Below are 20,075 nucleotides of genomic sequence, written 5' to 3'. Positions count from 1 at the left end.
TCATGAACGGCGTAGAAAACATCCTGGATCTGGGAGTGCACGATCTCTTCGCTCGCCAGGTGGCGCGTCGGCCCGAGGCCATCGCGGCCGTGGATGCTTCCGGCTCCATCTCCTATGCGGCGCTCGCCTCCAGGGCCCAAGCCGTCTCAAACCAGCTCATCCGCCGCAAGCTTCGAGCTGAACAGCCGGTGGCGGTGCTCACCGATCGAACCACGGATCTAGTCGCCACACTCCTCGGCATTCTTGCGGCGGGCGGTTGCTACGTCCCGGTGGACAGGGACGATCCGCCGGACCGCATCCGCCACATCATTAATGTCACCGGCTGCTCGATGGTGATCGGACGCCGAGAACGCATAGCCACGTTCCGCGAGCACCTGAAGTTCTCCGCTCCCGACGTTGAGTTTCTTGCCATCGAGGACTGCGGCGCCACATCAGTACAAGGCGCCCATGAGCCCGCGGACGATACGCGATCAGGCCAGCAAAACACCCAGGCACCCGGAGGACGCCGCCTGGCCTACATCCTGTTTACCTCCGGCAGCACTGGGCTGCCGAAGGGGGTCGAAGTGGAACATCGAAGCGTGATCAACCTGCTGATGGCGGCACGCGATCTGATCGCCTTTACGGAATCAGATCGCTACTTCGCCCTGTCGAAAATCGGATTCGACATCTCGGTGGCAGAGTTGTTCCTCCCGCTGCTAAGCGGCGGAACGGTCGTGCTCGGTGAGACGGAGCTGGTCATGCAACCCCGGCAGCTTGCGGCCGCCCTGGTGGACAACCAGATCACGGTCTTCCAAACCGGACCTTCCGTCTGGTCAATCCTTCTGGCGGAGGTACCCAACTTTCCCCGTCTCCGGGTCGCAATATCCACCGGTGAAGCCATCTCGCCGGATCTGGCCCGACGCCTCGCCGAGGTCGGAGACTCGGTCTGGAATCTGTACGGCCCAACGGAAACGACGGTTTGGGCCACCGGACACAAACTCCAGACAGGCCCGAATGAGGCTCCCTCACGATCCAAGGTTTCCGCCCCCATCGGCCGCCCCCTGCCAAATGTGACGATACGCATCCTCGACGACCAGCTGGCAGTCGTGCCACCCGGAGCCGAAGGTGAATTGTGGATCGGTGGGGAGGCGCTGGCCCGCGGGTATTGCAAAAGCGAATCGCTCACGCGGGAACGGTTTATCAGCATCGGCGACACTGCTGAACGGTTCTATCGCACGGGGGACATAGTCGCTCAGGATGCCGAGGGCACACTGCACTACTTTGGCCGCAACGACGACCAGATCAAGGTGCGGGGTGTCCGCATCGAACCAATGGAAGTCGAGTCCGCGATCCTCAAGCACCCGCAGGTAGCCAGCGCAGCAGCAACCTGGTTCACCACCGCCTCGGGCTCAAGATCGATCGTGGCAGCGATCGTCGGACGCCCGAATCACCAACTCGATCCGGAATCCCTGCATCGCCATCTACAGGATCTACTCACACCCGCTGTGATCCCCTCTCGGTTCGTGTTTTGCGATATCCTGCCCATTTCGCCCAATGGCAAGATCGACCGCAAAGCCATCCGCGCCCGGGTCGCCGAAGCGCCCGGAGAGGAGCTGACCACCGCCCCTCAAGAGCAGACAACTCCAACCGAGAAGGAATTGATCCGCATCTGGGAAAAGACGCTGAATGTAAGACCTATCAGCCGGGATCATCACTTCTTCACCATCGGAGGCGACTCGCTATCGGCGGTCACCATGCTGCTGGAGGCCGAGTCCAGGTTCGATCTACATCTCTCGGTTCGCACCGTTTTCGAATCGCCTACAGTACGAAAGCTGGCGGCACACATCGACCGCGCACGCGCCCAGCTCCGCGACCATGGCAACGAGGCCTTCGTGTTTCCCCTTTCGCCTCAAGGCCGAGGAACCCCCGTGTTCTTTTGCGGCGTGGATTTGAGAATGGCGCGCCAGGGCATGTGGACGGCGGATTGCCCACTTTATTCTGTTTCGCTATGGGCGCAAGGAAAGGGGTTCGTGGAGGCGAGTTCCATGGAGGAACTGGCACAGATCGAGATCGGAATTCTCCGAACGATTCAGCCCGCGGGCCCTTACCGGCTGGCCGGGTTCTCCTTTGGAGCGCTGCTCGCCCTGGAGATGGCGCACCAGTTGCGGCGCGCCGGAGAGACAGTAGAGCTGCTCTTCCTGCTCAATCCTTCCGAGCCGAACGCCATCGCTTCCCAGCGTCGCCAGCCCTCGCCGGATTCCCGGGCCACCCAACGGCCCGGCACCGAACGCCAAGCCGCCCGCTCAACCGGATTCCTTACCGGGGCGCTGCAGGCCATCCAGTCCCAGACGAGAGGGGTCTGGCAATGGCTGAGCTATTACCGCGTCCATCTCTACGGAAAAAAGAGCAACTCCATCTCGATCCTGTTGCTCCCCAAGAACCGCTGGCCGGCCGTCTGGTATGCCGCTAAGCGGCTGGCGAAGCACTACGCCCCGCAACCCTACCAGGGCGAGGTCCTGGCGATCCTGGAGGCCAGCCAAAAGGATCGCAGCCTGTGGACCGAGCTACTCCCGTCCTCGGGATGCGTTCAGACCATTGGCACGGACGAGGATGGCTGGTTCACGCAACCGGTCAGCGCTCGATGGATGGCCGCCTTCCGGTCCCGAATCGACACCCAGCATCCGCACCCCACCCCATGAACGCTCTATCACTGCCAGCGGCGCTAGCACTCCCACGCCAGATAGGCCTCCGGCTTCAACTCGACGGCAGCGTGGCAGAAGCCTCCGACCAGAGCCTTCAACTGCTCCGCCAGGTTCTGGCCAAACACGGTGTCGTATGCCTCGTCAAACAACCGCTAAGCCCGCCGCAGCTTCAGGGATTCGCGGGACGTTGGGGTGAGGTGATCTTGCTCCCACCCGGATTGGCACTCTCGAATCAGGAGCCAGGCTTCCCCAGCATCACGCGGGTCGGGAACGTGCGTCCAGACGGCAGCATCATCCCGTCGGTTCGCTTCGCTGAATACTGGCATCACGACGGTGACTTCTGGAGGCCAGGCCAGAACTTCATCGTGAACTTTTTGAATTGTGTTCGAGTCCCGGCCACGGGGGGAAACACCGGCTTCCTGGACATGCGACTCGCCTATCAATTGCTTTCCGATTCTGAGAAGGCCAGCCTCGCTGATGCCCACATCTGGGTGAGAGCCTCTGAAATCAGCGACTTCAAGAAAGCTGCCCCGCACGAATTGCCGCCGGACGCGCGGCACCCGGTGTCACTTCCGCATCCTTGGACCCAGGAGATCGCGCTCTATCTCCCCGATTCGCTGACCGGAATCGAGGGTCCCAGCGGAGAGCGCCTGGGCAACGTGGAACCTCTGGTCGAACGCTGTGTTCAACGAGTAGGGCTTCACGAACACGCCTGGAAGGCCGGCGATCTGGTGCTGATGGACAATCTGCAGGTCATGCATCGCGGCATGGGCGGATATGGAGACTCCCCTCGTCTGCTCTACCGTTGCCAAGCTCGCCTCAGATGCGAAGGATAATGCCGTTAACCGAGAGAGGTGGATGTAAACCACGGATCGCACGGATCGCACGGATGGGTAAAGATTTGAAGTGACCACCTCAGCACTCTGAAGCGAACGCCGATCTCCTATTGGAGAGTGTGAGGAAAATTCTTGAATCCGTGTCATCCGCGAAATCCGTGGTTAATCCATTGCAACCTTTCGGTTCATGGATGATGAGGGTGAGGGGCGGGCTCCCCGGTCAGTCACGCGGTCGACGGCGAAAAACTCCCAGGAGATCGCTCCACCAGCCGCGAAACAGCCGACGGACTCCTGTGGCCGAATCCCGAGTCACAGCGCATCCAGCGGAGGCGCTTGTTCCGGGTGCAATACCATGCGACGACAACTGAACCGCGGATTGAGCTCGGACCGCCTGCTCCAGGGCGGTATAGCGCAGATCCCGGCACTCCGCTTCCCGAACGCCGGTGATGAGTTCGAGAGGGCGGCCGGTCATCCCAGCGAGCGCCTCGAGCGAATAGGTCCCGAGTTCGCGAGTATGGAAATCAACGTGCCGCGCACCCAGCACCACGGTGCCGATCCGGCAATTCAAAATGGCCCAGCCACACATCGGGCAAGGTTCCATGGAGGTGTAGAGCGTGGCACCAGCCAATGCGGCGTCGCCCCGTCGTTGGGCCACATCCTTAATCGCATTCATCTCGCCGTGAGCGGTAGGATCACGGGTGGTGCAGACCGTGTTCCGCCCCTCGCCGAGGACCAACCCGTCCTTAACAATCACGCAGCCCACAGGCCCATCCCCCGAATCCATTGCCTGCCGGGCCAGCACGATCGCTCGGTCCATAAATTGCTGCTCAATCTTGCTTGGTGGCCGGGTAGTCATCAAAAGACAGCAACTCAAGTCGCATGGAAGCAGCTACCGAATCAAGCTGCGAAGCTTTGCGAGATGAGGTTTGGGTTGAGTTGACGAGCGTGCATGAATACTTTAACGAATAAAGCTGGAGTGCAGGATGTCATCAATGGGGTGTCGAGACTCCAGCGCTACTTTTCAATAGATCCGATCATGTGGTTGTACTTGCACGGTATAGGTAAAGCAAAACTCGCCGTCCGGATCCTAGCGGATCATAGCCAGTCCATGGTCGTCCCGCTCAACGCCTACCTTCGGCCTTGAAGCCATCCATCCTCCAGCTCAGTGCCAAGTTGAAGGCGGTGCTGGCTCCGACGCGGGGCCTACACCAGCCTCCACTATCGGCCTCCGGAACCCCGCCGCAAAGCATACCACGAATCGCACCATCCCGCATCGAACAACCATCGCAGGTCTCCGTTTACCCGGCGTCGCCCGGCCAACAGCGCATGTGGTTTCTTTACCAGTGCGCTCCCCAGACAGCGGTCTACTGCGTCCCATCGGCCCTGGAGTTGGACGGCACCATCCAGGTGGACCGGCTTGAAGAAGCCTTCCGTGCAGTCATCCAGCGACACGACGTCCTCCGTACGACATTCGCTTTGGAAAACGGAGATCTGGTGCAGCGCGTGGCGCCGGATTCCAATTTCCGATTGCAAGAGTGTGTTCTCGAGGCAACCCCGGCGGAGCCGCTCGAGGCAACGACGGAACGCCTTTTGGCTGCGGAAATCCGCCGACCGTTTGACCTCGGCTCGGGCTCGCCGCTGCGCGGGCTGCTCCTCCAACTGAGTTCGGAGCGTCACGTATTGATGGTGACCATGCATCACATCGCCACGGACGGATGGTCTATGGGCTTGTTCTGGCGTGACCTTGAACTCGCTTATTCAAGCTTAGCACAAGGGCGATCCCTGCTCTGGCCCGAACTGCCCCTTCGCTATGTTGACTATGCGGTGTGGCAGCGGGAGCGAATGCGTAACCAGTCGCTGGAGGACCAACTGCACTACTGGAAACGGAATCTCGAAGGCCTCTCGAATCTGGAACTCCCGACCGATCGACCGCGTCGCGCCGGTGCTAGCGCCAACGGGGCGCAATTCGTGCTCGAGCTCCCCCAGACGCTGGCTCAAAGCCTGAGAGACCTCGGCCAACGGGAAGGAGCCACCCTGTTTATGACTCTGCTGGCGGGGTTCCAGGTGTTGCTTCACCGGTACAGTGGTCAGCCGGATATCGCGGTCGGGACTCCCATTGCAGGCCGCAGCCGTCAGCACCTGGACTCGATCATCGGCTTCTTTGTGAACACCTTGGTCATGCGCTGCCATCTGTCGGGAAGCCTAGGCTTTCGGGAGACCTTGGCGCGGATCAGGGAATGTGTCCTGGATGCAATGACACATCAGGACCTCCCGTTCGAGAAATTGGTGGAGGACCTCGCTCCGGCGCGCAGTGCCAGCGCCAATCCGCTCTTCCAAGTGATGTTTGTTTTCGAAGCAAATGCCAACGCCCGGACCTCGTTCGCAGGCACACGAGCGAAGTCGATCGTGCTGCCGGTTCCTGGAAGCAAGTTCGATCTGATGCTTTCCGTGGCGGACACAGGGAAACGGCTAACGACCTACTGGGATTACAGCACCGACCTGTTCGATTCCACGACGATCGGCCGCCTGGCGCATCACTTCCAAACGCTGCTGCATTCCATCGTGGCCGACCCCGAACAAAAGGTGGCCAAACTCGCGCTCCTCACCCCGGCAGAGCGCCACCAGCTGCTCTCAGAGTGGAACGCCCCTTCCACCGTGCCGCTTGACAACCGTCGCGTTCACGAACTGTTCGAGGCGCAGGCGATGCGGTCACCGGAGGCGGTGGCCGTGCAATCGGATGATGAATCGCTGAGCTATCGAAACCTCAACGTCAGGGCCAATCAGCTCGCCTGCTACCTGAGGGAGCAGGGCGTCAACCGAGGCACCCTCGTCGGCATCTCAACAGCGCGCTCACTGGAGATGGTGATCAGCGTTTTAGCAATCCTGAAGGCCGGAGGAACCTATGTTCCGATCGATCCTGATTATCCGAATGCGCGGTTGCAGTTCGTCATCGAGGACACGCGGATCCCGATCCTGGTGACACAGGAAAAATGGAAAGGCAAGCTGGGCTCGCTTCCGACCCGCCTGATCTGCCTGGATTCCGCCGCCGACAGCCTGCCGAGCCAGAGCGAAATGAATTTGGCATCCGAAGGAACACCCGCGGACGCGGCCTACGTCAACTACACCTCGGGTTCAACCGGCCGTCCCAAGGGCGTGCTGATCCCCCATCGCGGGATCGTCCGCCTGGTCCAGGGCACGGACTATGTGTCGCTGGGTCCCGAGACAAGGTTGCTCCACGCCTCCCCTCTCTCGTTCGACGCCTCGACTTTCGAACTGTGGGGCACCCTGCTCAATGGTGGCTGCCTCGCGCTCATGGCGCCTGGACCGGCCTCGCTGAGCCACCTGGGCGATGCCATCCAAAAACATCAAATCAACACCCTCTGGCTGACGGCGGGGCTCTTCCACCTGATGGTTGAGCATCAACTCGAGGCGTTGAAGTCGGTTCGACAGCTGATCGCTGGCGGAGATGTTCTCGCGCCCGAACTGGTCCTGAAAGCCCGACGCGCGCTCCCCCATTGCCGACTCATCAATGGCTATGGCCCCACGGAGAACACCACGTTCACATGCTGTCATACCATTGCCAACGAGCAAGAGTTGGCTCACAGCGTACCCATCGGCCGTCCCATACCCCACACGCAGGTCTACATTCTGGATGAGAACCGCGAGCCGGTTCCGGTGGGAGTCGAAGGAGAGCTGTACACCGGGGGGGAGGGTGTGGCGCTGGGCTATCTAAACGAGCCCGACTTAACCGCGGAGCGCTTCGTCCCAGATCCCTTTAGTCCCATACCAGGCGCCCGAATGTATCGAACCGGAGACCGGGCTCGCTGGAAACCCGACGCGACTATCGAGTTCCGTGGCCGTTTAGATAATCAGGTCAAAATCCGCGGGTTCAGAGTAGAGCTCGGAGAGATTGAGTCAGTGCTCGCGAACCATCCAGACGTCACCCTCTGCGCGGTCATCTCGCAGCTCGACACAACCGGAGGACATTGTCTGGCAGCCTTCATTGTCGGGAAGGCGGAAGCCACGATCTCGGAGCATTCACTGCGTGCGTGGCTGGGGGAAAGACTCCCCGACTACATGCTGCCGTCACGAATCGAGTTGCGATCCACCCTACCGCTGACTCCGAATGGAAAGGTGGACCGTAGATCCTTGGCTACTGCGCCCAGAACCACTCAGGCCGCCCCCCAGGGCAGTCCTCCGACAGACCCGCTGGAACTCCGTTTACTGGAGCTATGGGGAAGCGTCCTCCGTCGTGAGGGACTCAGCATCGACGACAACTTTTTCGAGCTGGGCGGACACTCCATGCTCGCGATGCGGCTCTTCTCCGAGCTGGAGCAAACACTCAATCTCAAGCTACCGCTGGCAACCTTGTTTCAAGCGCCAACAATCCGGGGGCTGGCCCGGGTGCTGCGAGATCAGGGCTGGACACCGCCCTGGCAGACATTGGTGCCCATCCAAACCAAGGGAACGCGAGAACCGCTGTTTCTGATCCACGGGGTCGGAGGAAACATCCTCGGATTTCGAGATCTCGCCGTGCACCTCGGCGAAGATCAACCGGTGTTCGGTGTGCAGTCGGTGGGGTTGGATGGCAAGTCCCCTCCGCTCGACCGCGTGGAGCAGATGGCGGAAGCTTATCTGAGGGAGATCCTCGCACTCCAGCCGAACGGGCCCTATCACCTCTGCGGTCTCTCCTTCGGCGGGGTCGTTGCGTTTGAGCTCGCGCAACAGCTGAAGAGGAATGGACATCCGGTGGGCCTCCTGGCGTTGCTCGATACCCACCCGCCGGGCCATGCCGAGTTGCTCCCACTGCGCGAGCGGACCAGGGAACGGATGAGATCTTGGCAGATCCGAGTTCAAGGTCATTTAGGTGAGATCTCGAAGCAGGACGATTGGCGCGCCTATCTGAGAAAAAAATCCAAAACGGCCCAGCGCCGGTTGAAAAGCTGGATCTGGCGGTGGCGATATCAGCGTCAGTCCGACCGAAATCCGGACTTACCGACCGACCTCCGGGATGTCCGCGAGGCCAACACCCTGGCCGCCCGCCGTTACATCACCCTGCCCTATCCCGGCAAAGTAACGCTGTTGCTAGCCGCCGAGCACCCGATGTCCACCAAGGCGGCGCTGCGCCGGATCTGGAGCCGAATCGCGTTAGGAGGATTGGAAGTGTGCGAAGTGCCAGGCGATCATGTCACGCTGATCGAGGCCCCTAACGCCAGAATCCTCGCCCAACAGCTGCGTTCGTGCTTAGACGCAGCCGCCGTCACGAAGAGCCAAGCGGCGGACTCCGAGGGTTAGCCTACGAGTTCGATCTGCGAGCTGCCCCGAGGCAGGGCGAAGCACACGATGATAGACTGATGGTCCCGACACCAGGATCCAGGTTTCAGTTTGAACGGCCCACTCACTTCCACCAAGGGCATCCCGCCCAATGTCGGGACTGAGTTCGCGCCCGCCAGGAATCGCACCGTAAATTGTGAGCAAGCGAAGGGAGCCTGGAAGCGAATGTCCCGCGCGGTTCGAGCGATCTGCGTCAACTCCTTGGCCGCCCAATACCGCGAGATTTCGCTGAGCTTCATCCAGATCAGATGGTCATAGCGTGCTTTCAGCCGACGAACCACCTCTTGAAAGACTTTGAACCCCTGCTCCTCTCCGTTCCAGTAAATGCCTGTCCAATGGGCCAACATCAGCGCAGGTTCGCCCCGGCGAATGATGTCGACCATACGGCCGCTTTGAAGGTCGGCGGTGATAAATTTGTCGGCGCCGCCGGGGGGCGTGTTGTCCCACCCGCCGGTCCAATCCCCCGCACACCCGACAATGCTCACCACGCATCTGGGATCCGATCCATCCAGACCAGACGCATTCTCAACCCGTGGAGCCACACTCTCCTTGCCTTCGCTGTACAGGTGCCGAAAGTAGTGCGGAACTTCCGCCTGATAGACATCACGAACCGATTGGAGAGAGGCCTGCGAAAGCTGAACCAGGGCTTTGCCTCCGAACCCTCCAGGCGTGGTCACCCCTTCACAGGGAAGTCCCACGTTCTTCAAGATACGCAGCGCATAGGCCAGATAGTCCGCAATCTCATCGACACTGCGCCCCGTGGTCCATTCCCAATTCTCCATGAACTTGAGCGAATGGTCGGTGTGAGGATGTCCGGTTTTGGTATCGATCACCCGAGTGTGGGTGACCATTTCCGGGTGGATATCCCAGTTCGGAAGCATCCATTCCCGCACCACCTGGAGACTTTCCTGCAGTTCTCGCTGAGTCCATCCCGGCAACATGCGATCCAACCGACCGACACACGCAGGGAACGGAACGATGCTGTACTTCCCCTTCACCCCCTGGTCGCTGCACCACTCGGCAAACTTGCGAACAAAGCGATCGGGAATCTCGACCGGCCAATCACGCCACTTGCGATGATACACCGCCGCCCCATGTTCCCAGGCTTGATCAAACTGAGGCATCGCAAACCGATTGAGGTTCACCAGGCAGGTGGAGTCATCAATGATCAAACCAACCGGGACCCGACCCTGAGGATTCAGAACAGTCACGTCCCCCCGTGCCGACGACGGACGATCTCCGTTCGATTGCCCAACGACCCGCGGAAGCTGAGAGAGAGCAGCGAGCCCAGCCACCCCACAAGCACCGGATCGCAAGAACAACCGACGGTTTAGGGAAGTCATAGAGACTCTTTAGGTGAAAACCGCCAAAGCATCAACAGGGATTCACAGCAGGCGCAGTCCCTTAGGTGTGATTATAAGTTGGAGGTTACATTGTGCTCCGCGTGACGGGGTAGAGCGAGACTCTGCTCGGGCCCACTCCTGCCCCAGGGTCAGGATAACAAAGGGGCAACCCCAGCAATCCCCCTCGACATATTTCTCTGGTCACCGTCATCGAGATGACCTATCCAGAGATTGAAGTCCCTCGTTATGACACAGCCTGACCAACTCAAAAGTGACTCTCCTCTCAAATGGTCAACCGGAACGGGGGCCGACGTCTGGGCTCTATTTTGCGCCTGCAGGGATGGCGATCTCGATGCCGTCCAAAGGCTGCTCCAGAAGGATCCCACCCTGGTGCGGTGCCACTTTGCCTACCGCAAACCCCTCTACTTCGCCGTCCGGGAGAACCGCATCGAGGTCGCAACGTTTCTCCTGGAACGCGATCCAGATCCAACCGGTCTCGCTTACAATGACAGCCTGATCCAGATCTGTCAGGACCGCGGCTATGCAGCGATGCAGGCGGTGCTGGAACAAAGCTTCGCGCAGCGTCAGGGAGCATCAGATCGGGGGGAGAAGGTAGCCGCGTGCATCCGCACCCGGGATCCAGCGAAGGTCTCCGCTCTCCTGGACGCGGAACCGGAGCTTCTCCACGCGGGCGACGCGCGCTCCAATCAGCCGATTCACTGGGCGGTCATGACCCGCCAACTCAACCTGATCGATGACCTCCTGCAGCGCGGGGCGGACATCCACGCTAAGCGGGCCGATGGCGCTCGTCCCATCCATCTCACAAACGGCGACTATCACTACCGAGGTTGGCGCGATGTTCCCAAAGAAGTTACCACCACCCCGCTGGAAGTCTTGCAACACTTGGTGAGTCGAGGAGCAGAAATGGATCTCGGCATGGCCTGTGCGACCGGAAATTGGCATCGTGTGGAGGAGCTTTTGAACCGCGATCCCAGCGCGGTGAATCGAGTGTCCGAGTATGGCTCGTACTACATCGGCTGTGGTGCCCCCATCAAGAACGCCGCGGCGAATGGCCATCTCGAAGTGGTGAAACTGCTGCTTGAGCGCGGGGCGGATCCGAACCTCCCCGAAGAAGGCATCGCCCCCGACGGACACGCCCTCTACTCCGCAGCCGCGAAAGGTCACCACCAAATCGTTCAGCTCCTCCTGGAGCATGGTGCCCATCCCAACGTTGAAGTGGAAAGCTCCGCCGACACCCTCAGCCGAGTCATTTCCAACCGAGACCTCAAGCTTCAGCAACTCCTCTGCTCCTGGGGTGCGGCTCGGAAGGTCCATCTCCTCGCCTATGACAATGACGTTCCCACCGCCGCGGCAGTCTTCGCCGCGAACCCTGCCTTGGCCAACGATCCGGAGGCGCTGGCCAATGCCGCTTCGGAGGGCCACGAGCCATTCGTGCGACTGATGCTGCGCTACCAACCCGACCTGCCACGGCAGGTTTCCTTTCCCGGCTGGGCGGTCGGTGCCAAGACGCGCGAACTGAATGAGCTGCTCTTCGAGCACGGCATGAACCCCAATGCCACAGACTGGCTGGGGATCACCCCGCTGCATCAGTTCGCGAGAACCGGGGACCTGGAAAAAGCCACCCTCTTCCTTGACCATGGAGCAAACCTCGAAGCACGCGACGAGGACATCTGCTCCACCCCTTTGGGCTGGGCCGCAAAATTCGGACAGAAGGCGATGGTGGAATTACTTCTGAGCCGAGGCGCCAAACCGGAGCTTCTCGACGATCCTCCCTGGGCTACGCCGCTGTCTTGGGCCAGACGCCGGGGACACTCAGAAATTGCGGCACTACTGAATAGAACTGCAGCGCAGTAGGATGTTCAACGTTGACAGCCCCTCATCGGGCTCAAACCTCCTTGGGCAACTGAGCCCAGAGCCCTTGTGCGGGACCCACTTGTGGAACCATCAACTCTATCGCGGGTCGACAGAGCCGACGGCTAGCCGATTCTCAGTCCCAGTTGGCCACGAGCTCGTAGGCTTTGGTCACCTGGTCGGGGCTGCCGAGGAAATCAAACTTGAGCTTCCCGGATTTGCGGGTGACTTCGACTCGGATGGAGTCGAGCCCGCTGTTTTTCATACGCAGGCGAAGTTGCTTCTGAACTTCGCGGATCCCATGCTGCTGCAAACTATTGTTCATGGTCCAGACTCAACGGTTACCAGGGACAAAGCAACAGGCAATTTTCACCATAAAACTTGCCGCTTCACAGGTGGGCGGACCTCAGGTAGATTCCGATTCTTACCCGCCAGCCAACTGGCGGGAACGACTCTTAACCGTAACGATACAAAGACTATGGCACTCCGTTTAGGCGACGAAGCTCCGAATTTCACTGCGGATACAACCGAGGGAAAGATTGATTTCCACCAATGGCTCGGCGGCAGCTGGGGCATCTTGTTCTCCCACCCGGCCGACTTCACCCCGGTGTGCACCACCGAACTGGGCGCAGCGGCCAAGCTGAAGCCGGAGTTCGACAAGCGCGGCGTGAAATGCATCGCCATCAGCGTTGATCCGCTGTCCGCTCACCAAGGTTGGATCCCGGACATCAACGAGACGCAGCGTTGCAGCATGAACTTCCCCATTATCGCGGATCCGGACCGCCAGGTCTCCTTGATGTACGACATGATCCACCCCAACGCCGATGCCACCTTCACCGTCCGCTCGGTGTTCATCATCGGACCGGACAAGAAGGTGAAGCTGACTCTCACCTACCCTGCCTCCACCGGACGCAACTTCCTGGAACTCCTGCGCGTGATCGACTCTCTGCAGCTAACCTCGAAGTACAAGGTCGCGACCCCGGCGAACTGGGAACACGGCCAGGACTGCATCATCACCCCCGCGGTAAAGGATGCCGAGATCGCCGCTCTCTTCCCGAAAGGTGCGCGTCACGTGAAGCCGTACCTGCGCTATACCCCGCAGCCTAACGCCTAGTCGTCAGGTTCACGCATCATCCCACGTTGAACGACTGAATCGAGAACCGAACCGCCCCTCCATTATGAACTCAGCTAAATCACTGAACCGAAGACAGTTTATCCATCGCACCGGCGCCGGAGTGGCGTTGTTCAACATCCTCCCTGGAACGATCTTGAACGGTGCGAAGGCGCCTGGACCCAACAGCAAGCTTAACATCGCGGGCATCGGTATCGGCAGCCGCGGAGGAGCCGATGTCGGTGAAATCGCCGGATTGGGTCACAACATCGCGGCACTGTGCGATGTGGACGAGAAGTATGCGGGCAAGGAATTTTCCAAATACCCGAACGCCAAGCGGTTCACAGATTACCGGGTGATGCTGGACAAGATGGGGAAAGAGATCGACGGGGTGATCATCGGCACTCCTGACCACACCCACGCCGTCATCGCCATGGAAGCCATGAAGCGCGGCAAGCACGTCTTCTGCGAAAAACCGCTGACCCACACGGTCTACGAGGCTAGGAAACTGATGGCCGCCGCCAGCAAGTACAAGGTGGTGACGCAGCTGGGCAACCAGGGGCATTCCAGCAACTCGATTCGTCGGCTCTGCGAATGGGTCTGGGCCGGAGCGATCGGCAAGGTCCATACCGTCCATGCCGGCTGTGACGCCTTCAAGAACGTCTATTGTCAGATTCCCAACCTAGGCAAGGTGGGTGAAAAACACGAAGTTCCCAAGGGCCTGGACTATGATCTGTGGGTGGGACCGGTGGAATTCAAACCCTACTCTCCGCTGTGGGTTCCCTGGAATTGGCGCGGATGGATGCATTTCGGTGGCGGCGTGATCGGTGACTGGATCTGTCACGTGGTCGATCCCGCGTATTGGGCGCTCGACCTAGGGGCTCCCACCAGCGTCACGGCGGAGGTTACGAACTATGACCCCGTCAAGCAGGGCTTAACCTATCCCTCAGGGACTCGAATCACGTTTGAGTTCCCTGCCAAGAAGGATCGCGGCCCGGTTAAACTGGTCTGGCACGACGGAAACACCACCATACCGAAACCAGCGGACTTCCCGAATGACGAAAAGGTTCCGGGAACTGGAGCCATTCTCTTTGGCGACAAGGGCATGATCGTCCATGGCTCCCACGGCGGTTCAGGCTGCCACCTGCTGCCCGAAGGCCTGATGGATCAGTACTCAGGTAAGAATGCGCCTCCCGAGAAGATCGCCCGGGTAAAGGGCCACGGCTGGGATTGGATCGACGCGATCCAAAACGGACGCGCCGCTGGCTCGGACTTCGACTACGGCGGTCGGCTGACCCAGGTGGCTTTGCTCGGCCTGATCGCGATCCGGTATCCCGGCCAGACGCTCCTCTGGAATGACAAGGTCATGAAGTTTACCAACCACAAGGAAGCCAACACCTGGCTCCGCTCCGAATATCGATCCGGTTGGAAACTGTAACAGAGGTCTACCGCACTCCAAACCTGACGGCGGTCACTGGAGCAGGGCTCCGTAACTTCCGCGATCGGAGATCCGCTGCGCCAGGTGGCGCCGGAGGGCGACGCTATTGATCGGAGTCCAGCGCAAGAGCCGTCGCACCATCCCGAGATGCGTGCGAAGCTCGTCGCCCTCGGAAATCGCGGCCAAGGCCGTCTTGGCATTCTGCTCCATCCGCATCGCGCTCTCGTTGACAAAAACCATCGCCAGGCTCGCCATCGACCCGGTCGCCGCGCCGCGCGAGCGCGTTTTCAACACCCTCAACACCGCGCTCTCGCCTAGGAAGAGATCGATGATCAGGTCGCTGAGAGCCCCCAACACCTCCTGCTGCTCCAGCAACTTGTCTCCGAAGCGCTGATGCGCAACTCCTGAGAGAAAGAGCACCAACCGTTTGGCATTGCCTAGGAAGGCCCGGGCGTTGGCCAGCTCGTCCGAACTTTCTTCCCACGGGCTGTAATCCAACATCTCTTTCGCCACTTTGGTGATGGCCTGCATCAGGGGAAAACGCCCCTTCTGCGCCCGCCTCAGGAGGGATCCCGGGATGAACAAGCGATTGATCTCGTTGGTGCCCTCAAAGATTCGATTGATGCGTGAATCGCGGTAACCCCGCGCGGCCGGAAACTCTTCGGTATAACCATAGCCCCCGTGCACCTGCAGCATCTCATCCGCCACGAAGTCCAGGGTCTCGCTGCAGGCCACCTTCAGAATGGAACACTCCAGCGCGAACTCATCCAAGCCGCGCGGATAACCCGGCGACATGGAGCTGATCAGCTCGCCCCCGTTCATCACTTCGTCAATCATCCCGGCCGTGCGATAAACCGCACTCTCAGCCGCGAAGACCTGGGCCGCCCCTTCCCCGATCTTGTGCTGGATCAAGCCGAAGGAGGCGATGGGGCGTCCGAACTGGGAACGCTCCGAGGCATACTTGGCTCCCAATCGGAGCAGATCCTTCGCAGCGCCCACCGCACCAGCACCCAGGCCAAAGCGACCAAAGTTGAGAATGTTGAAGGCGATGTAGGCCGCCTTCCCCACCTCCCCCAACACGTTCTCGACCGGCACCTGGACATCCTCCAGGATAATCCGGCAGGTCGAGGATGTCTTGAGTCCAAGTTTGTGCTCCTCTTTGCCGGTCGACACTCCGGCGAACGAACGTTCAACCAAGAAAGCCGTAACATGCTGTCCGTCTACCTTGGCGAACACAGTAAAGAGGTCGGCCCATCCCCCGTTGCTGATCCACATCTTGGTGCCGTTGAGAACGTAGTGTTTGCCGTCGGCGGACAGCACAGCCTTGGTGCGCATTGCGAGGGCGTCGGATCCGGAGGAGGGCTCGCTCAGGCAATACGCGGCCATCCATTCGCCCGTGGCGAGCTTGGAGAGATACTTCTCCTTCTGGTGCGCGGTTCCAAAATAAACCAGGGGCTGCGTGCCGATCCCACTGTGGGCGCCGCAGGTCACTCCGAAGCCACCCAGGCGGGTCAACTGTTCAGACACACCGATGCTGGTGGTTTTGCCCAGCCCCAGGCCGCCGTGCTCCTCAGGGACTTCGATTCCCAGAAGTCCGATCTCCCCGGCCTTCTTGAAGAGTTTGACCGCCAGACCAGGCGACTGGTGCTCCAGTGCGTCCAGCTGCGACAGCACATCCTTGTCCATAAACTTCTGCGCCGTCTCCGCCATCTGGCGCTGGTCAGAGGTGAGATCCTCGGGTGTGAAGACCTTCGACGGATCGGTGTCCTGAAGAAGAAAATTTCCACCCACCAAATGGGGCGCCAATGTTTGTAGTTCGCTCATAGCTCGTAACAGTTTCCCAAATCTAGTCCCAGTTCAAACCGGAGCCGCTCTCGGGCTCCACCGCTCATCCGTTCCTCCGCCTGCTAAAATCCCATCTGCTCCGCCAACAGCTCAGCCACATCCCGAACTCGGGCCTCGGTGCCCTTGCTGGCGACACCGTCCGACATCATGGTCAGGCAGAACGGACACCCCACCGCGACGGTCGAAGCCCCCGTGCCCAAGGCCTCCTTGGCTCGCTCGCCGGAAACGCGCTGGGAGGGATTCTCCTCCATCCACATGCGCCCCCCGCCGGCACCGCAGCAAAAGGTCTTTTCCCGACAACGCGACATTTCCCGCAGCGGGCCAGCCTTCCCCGCCGAAAGCACCGCCCCCAGAACCGCGCGAGGGGCGTCGTGAATCCCATTCACCCGCGCCAGATAGCAGGGATCGTGATACGTCACCCCGCCCTGAAGCGGCGAGCTGACACCCTGGGGCAGCTTCAGCCGTCCCTGCTCCAGCAGTTCGGCCAAAAGTTGGGTGTGGTGCCGGACGCGATAGTGACCGCCGAATTGGGGATAGTCCTTGAGGAAGACATTCACGCAGTGGGGGCAATGGGCAACAATGTCGCGCACCTGATGCTTCTTCAGCGTGGCAATATTGGCTTCCGCCAATTCCTGGAATAGGAACTCGTCCCCCAACCGACGGGCGGAGTCGCCCGTGCACTTTTCCTCACCGCCCAGAACGGCGTAATTGACCCCGGCCGCATGCAGCAGTCGGGCCATGGCGCGCGCCACGCGCTGAGCCCGACGGTCATACGACCCCGCACAGCCAACCCAATACAGCACCTCGAAGGAAGGATTCTCCTTCACCGTGGGTATCCGAAATTCACTCGATGAGTCGCTCATGGACAAAAATAAAATCAGGTGGGAGCACCCGGAGTCGTTCCCGGGGCATCTGTCGCGGCGGACTCCATCCAGCGGCCTCGCTCGGAGGGAGGCAACCCCCACGGGTTTGCACTCGACTGCATGCGGCGCAAGGCCACCGCAGCTGTTCCGCTCAGACCGCCCTCCGCGACGAGGTGACGCCGCATATCAATGATCAACCGGACCGGGTCGATACGAACCGGACAAACGAACGCACACGCATTGCACGCGGTACAGGACCACAGGGTCTCGGCCGCAATTACCTCGTGAACCGAGGTCGCTGGAGCATTCCCGACGATGCCCGACATGATGCCCTTGAGGTCCTGAACTACTTTCTTCGGCGACAGCGGCTTCGCGGTAGCGAACGCCGGACAAGCCTCTTCGCAGCGCCCACACTCCATGCAGGCATCCAGGCTGAGTAACTGCGCTTGCGTGAAATGGCGAATCTCGCTCACCCCCATCCGCTCCGTCTTTTCCATCTCCTCCACGGTGATAGGAACCAGTTCCCCGAGGGCAGGCTTGGTCAGAAAGAGATTCAGCGGACCGGTCACAAAATGAATCAGACGCGTGAACGGGATGCAGGCGAAAAACCCGAACACCAAGATCGCATGGAGCCACCATACGCCCAAATGCCAGGCTCGGGCCTGCGACTCAGTCCATCCCGCAAAACCTGCGGCCACCCACCTTCCCACCGGGGAGCAGGAGGCTCCGAGTCCGGTGGGCTGCTGCCAGGCAATGCGCAATCCCTCCACCCAGTAGCCAGTCACTCCGATGGCGATAAACAAGGCCAGGACCATCCAATCGCTCGGCCGGTGGCCGACACTGGCCGGCCTCCGAATTCGGCGAATCAGAAATCCCATGCAGCCCAGCAAGAACAACAACCCGAACACATCCAATGTGAACTCGTAAATGAGGTAGTAAGTGCCGCGATGAAACTTCAGTCGTTCGGAAACCATCCCCGCCAGGTGATCCACCTCCAGCAGGGTTGTTCCCAGAAAGAGCATGAGAAACCCGGCTACCAGCACGGCATGCGACCAACTGGGGAGCCCGCGGCCGCGGACGCGCTGCTGCCCAAAGCCCTCCACCGCCACCCGACGCAGCCCCGGCTTCCACCGGGCCAGGCGCTCCTTCACGCTTCCCACCAGCAGGCCGCTCAGATCGATCGGCTGACCCTGCCTCCACAGTTGGAAGCGCCTCCAGATTCCAAAACAAAAAACAGCCACCGAAAGCGCGGCCAGAACATAGAACAGCCACTGCGATAACGCGGGAATGTTGCCGAACGTTTCGCGAGTGTAGGTCATGCGCGCTTGAGCTTCTCCATCAACTCGGGCACAGCCTGATACACATCAGCCACCAACCCATAGTCGGCCACCTCAAAGATAGGGGCGTCAGGGTCCTTGTTGATGGCAGCGATCACTTTCGTGTCCTTCATGCCCGCCATGTGCTGGATCGCGCCTGAAATCCCGACCGCTACATAGAGATCGGGGGCCACAACTTTGCCCGTCTGACCAATCTGCAGCGAATTGGGGGTGATGCCCGAATCCACTAAGGCGCGGGAGGATCCCACCGCCGCCCCCAGGACATCGGCGAGTCCGCCCACCAATCGCTCAAAGTCCTCGCTATTCTTCAGGGCGCGCCCGCCCGAAACCACAATCTTGGCCTCGGTGGCATCGGGTCGTCCGGAAGCCTTTCCCTCGCGTGTCACAAAGGCCATCTGTCCCCCTGCGCCAGCCGGCGCGTAGGCGACGGATTCAATTGGGGAAGCGGCGCCGACGGTAGCCGGAGCCGGAAACGCAGCCGCGCGAACCGTAAAGCAACGCTGGGCACCGTCGAGTTGCACCGTCGCAATGATGTTCCCGGCGTAAAGCACTCGACGGTAAACATAGTCTCCCGCACTCGCTTCAAGTCCCACCAGATCACTGAGCATGACCGCATCCAACAGCGCCGCCGCCCGCGGAAGAATGTCCTTGGTGTAGGTGGAGGCCGCTCCCACCACCCAGTCAGCTCCGCGCGCCTTGGCGACGTCCGCAATCAACTGGGATTGCACATCCGCCAGGGGTTCGGCGAGCGACGCGTCATCGGCGACCAGCACACGCTCCGCCCCATAGGACGCCAAGGCGGTCGCCACCGGGCCGATTTGGCTTCCAATGACGAGAATCTCGTAAGTTCCACGCCCCTCCAAAGTCGCTTGACGGGCGAACCCCAAGGCCGAGAGTGTCGCCAGCTTCAACGTGCCGTGATCGTGTTCGGCTAAGACTAGAATTTTAGGCATCTTCTCCTCGTTTCCTTAGATGACCTTCGCTTCCGTGCGCAGCTTGCCAATCAGCTCGTCCACGGTCTTAACCCGCACGCCGGCCTTCCGCTTAGGCGGCGTCTCCAGCTTCAGAATTCGCGTGCGCGACACCGGACTCACGCCCAAATCTGCCAGGGAAACTTCATCCACCGGTTTCTTTTTGGCCTTCATGATTCCGGGGAGGGACACGTACCGGGGCTCGTTCAGACGAAGGTCGGTCGTCAAAATCGCCGGCAAGGCCACCGAGATCGTCTCAATGCCGGCATCCGTTTCGCGCGCGCAGCGTGCCCGACGGTTGCCCTCGATCAGCTCAAGTTTGGAAACAAAAGTCGCCTGACCGATCCCCAGCAGCGCAGCCAGCATCTGGCCCACTTGATTGGAGTCGTCATCTATCGCCTGCTTGCCCATCAAAACGAAGTCAGGCTTCTCGCGCCGATATAC

Annotated in this window: 14 protein-coding genes; 6 read left to right on the top strand and 8 right to left on the bottom strand. The window is 60.4% G+C overall.

Annotated features, from left to right (window positions below; genetic code table 11):
• The first annotated feature begins 2 nt into the window (after positions 1-2).
• Positions 3-2,678 (top strand): amino acid adenylation domain-containing protein, encoded by a 2,676-nt coding sequence (locus tag JNN07_01245; GenBank protein ID MBL9166345.1) that lies wholly within the window; start codon positions 3-5, stop codon positions 2,676-2,678.
• Complete coding sequence (locus JNN07_01240; GenBank protein ID MBL9166344.1) at positions 2,675-3,517, top strand: TauD/TfdA family dioxygenase; 843 nt, start codon at positions 2,675-2,677, stop codon at positions 3,515-3,517. The genes JNN07_01245 and JNN07_01240 overlap by 4 nt, the downstream gene beginning before the upstream one ends.
• A gap of 220 nt (positions 3,518-3,737) precedes the next feature.
• On the opposite strand, the gene JNN07_01235 is transcribed toward JNN07_01240, so the two are convergent.
• On the bottom strand, positions 3,738-4,334 hold the full coding sequence (locus tag JNN07_01235) for a nucleoside deaminase (protein ID MBL9166343.1): 597 nt from the start codon (positions 4,332-4,334) through the stop codon (positions 3,738-3,740).
• 323 nt (positions 4,335-4,657) lie between these two features.
• Here JNN07_01235 and JNN07_01230 point away from each other — a divergent pair, with 323 nt between their 5' ends.
• Entirely contained in the window at positions 4,658-8,812 is a 4,155-nt protein-coding gene (locus JNN07_01230) for an amino acid adenylation domain-containing protein (protein ID MBL9166342.1), read from the top strand.
• Here JNN07_01230 and JNN07_01225 read toward each other — a convergent pair.
• The gene (locus JNN07_01225; protein ID MBL9166341.1) at positions 8,809-10,194 is read right to left on the bottom strand and encodes a hypothetical protein; all 1,386 of its coding nucleotides are present in this window, start codon (positions 10,192-10,194) and stop codon (positions 8,809-8,811) included. The two genes, JNN07_01230 and JNN07_01225, sit on opposite strands and share 4 nt — an antisense overlap.
• A gap of 246 nt (positions 10,195-10,440) precedes the next feature.
• Between JNN07_01225 and JNN07_01220 the strand changes: the two genes are divergently transcribed.
• Positions 10,441-12,069, top strand: a complete 1,629-nt coding sequence (locus JNN07_01220; GenBank protein ID MBL9166340.1) for an ankyrin repeat domain-containing protein — start codon at positions 10,441-10,443, stop codon at positions 12,067-12,069.
• A 133-nt stretch (positions 12,070-12,202) separates the two neighbouring features.
• Here the strand turns inward: JNN07_01220 and JNN07_01215 are convergent, their stop codons facing one another.
• Positions 12,203-12,391 carry a hypothetical protein gene (locus JNN07_01215; GenBank protein ID MBL9166339.1) on the bottom strand — a complete coding sequence of 63 codons (189 nt, stop codon included), beginning with the start codon at positions 12,389-12,391 and terminating at the stop codon, positions 12,203-12,205.
• 153 nt (positions 12,392-12,544) lie between these two features.
• Here JNN07_01215 and JNN07_01210 point away from each other — a divergent pair, with 153 nt between their 5' ends.
• Together JNN07_01210 and JNN07_01205 are read left to right on the top strand one after the other, a co-directional pair.
• Positions 12,545-13,180 carry a peroxiredoxin gene (locus tag JNN07_01210; protein ID MBL9166338.1) on the top strand — a complete coding sequence of 212 codons (636 nt, stop codon included), beginning with the start codon at positions 12,545-12,547 and terminating at the stop codon, positions 13,178-13,180.
• A gap of 64 nt (positions 13,181-13,244) precedes the next feature.
• Positions 13,245-14,615, top strand: coding sequence for a Gfo/Idh/MocA family oxidoreductase (locus tag JNN07_01205; GenBank protein MBL9166337.1), 1,371 nt, complete (start codon positions 13,245-13,247; stop codon positions 14,613-14,615).
• A gap of 33 nt (positions 14,616-14,648) precedes the next feature.
• On the opposite strand, the gene JNN07_01200 is transcribed toward JNN07_01205, so the two are convergent.
• The 5 genes from JNN07_01200 to JNN07_01180 all read right to left on the bottom strand — a co-directional run.
• On the bottom strand, positions 14,649-16,439 hold the full coding sequence (locus JNN07_01200) for an acyl-CoA dehydrogenase family protein (protein ID MBL9166336.1): 1,791 nt from the start codon (positions 16,437-16,439) through the stop codon (positions 14,649-14,651).
• 83 nt (positions 16,440-16,522) lie between these two features.
• Positions 16,523-17,323: a (Fe-S)-binding protein gene (locus tag JNN07_01195; protein MBL9166335.1), complete on the bottom strand. Its 801-nt coding sequence runs from the start codon at positions 17,321-17,323 to the stop codon at positions 16,523-16,525.
• 14 nt (positions 17,324-17,337) lie between these two features.
• Complete coding sequence (locus tag JNN07_01190) at positions 17,338-18,642, bottom strand: 4Fe-4S dicluster domain-containing protein (protein ID MBL9166334.1); 1,305 nt, start codon at positions 18,640-18,642, stop codon at positions 17,338-17,340.
• Positions 18,639-19,613 (bottom strand): electron transfer flavoprotein subunit alpha/FixB family protein, encoded by a 975-nt coding sequence (locus JNN07_01185; protein MBL9166333.1) that lies wholly within the window; start codon positions 19,611-19,613, stop codon positions 18,639-18,641. The genes JNN07_01190 and JNN07_01185 overlap by 4 nt, the downstream gene beginning before the upstream one ends.
• Positions 19,614-19,628: 15 nt before the next feature.
• Positions 19,629-20,075: electron transfer flavoprotein subunit beta/FixA family protein (locus JNN07_01180; protein MBL9166332.1), on the bottom strand; the 447-nt coding region annotated here is incomplete at its 5' end.

The organism is Verrucomicrobiales bacterium (assembly GCA_016793885.1).
GTDB lineage: Bacteria > Verrucomicrobiota > Verrucomicrobiia > Limisphaerales > UBA11320 > UBA11320.
The sequence above is the reverse complement of the archived record's forward strand: the minus strand, read 5'-3'. Positions and strand labels throughout refer to the sequence as shown.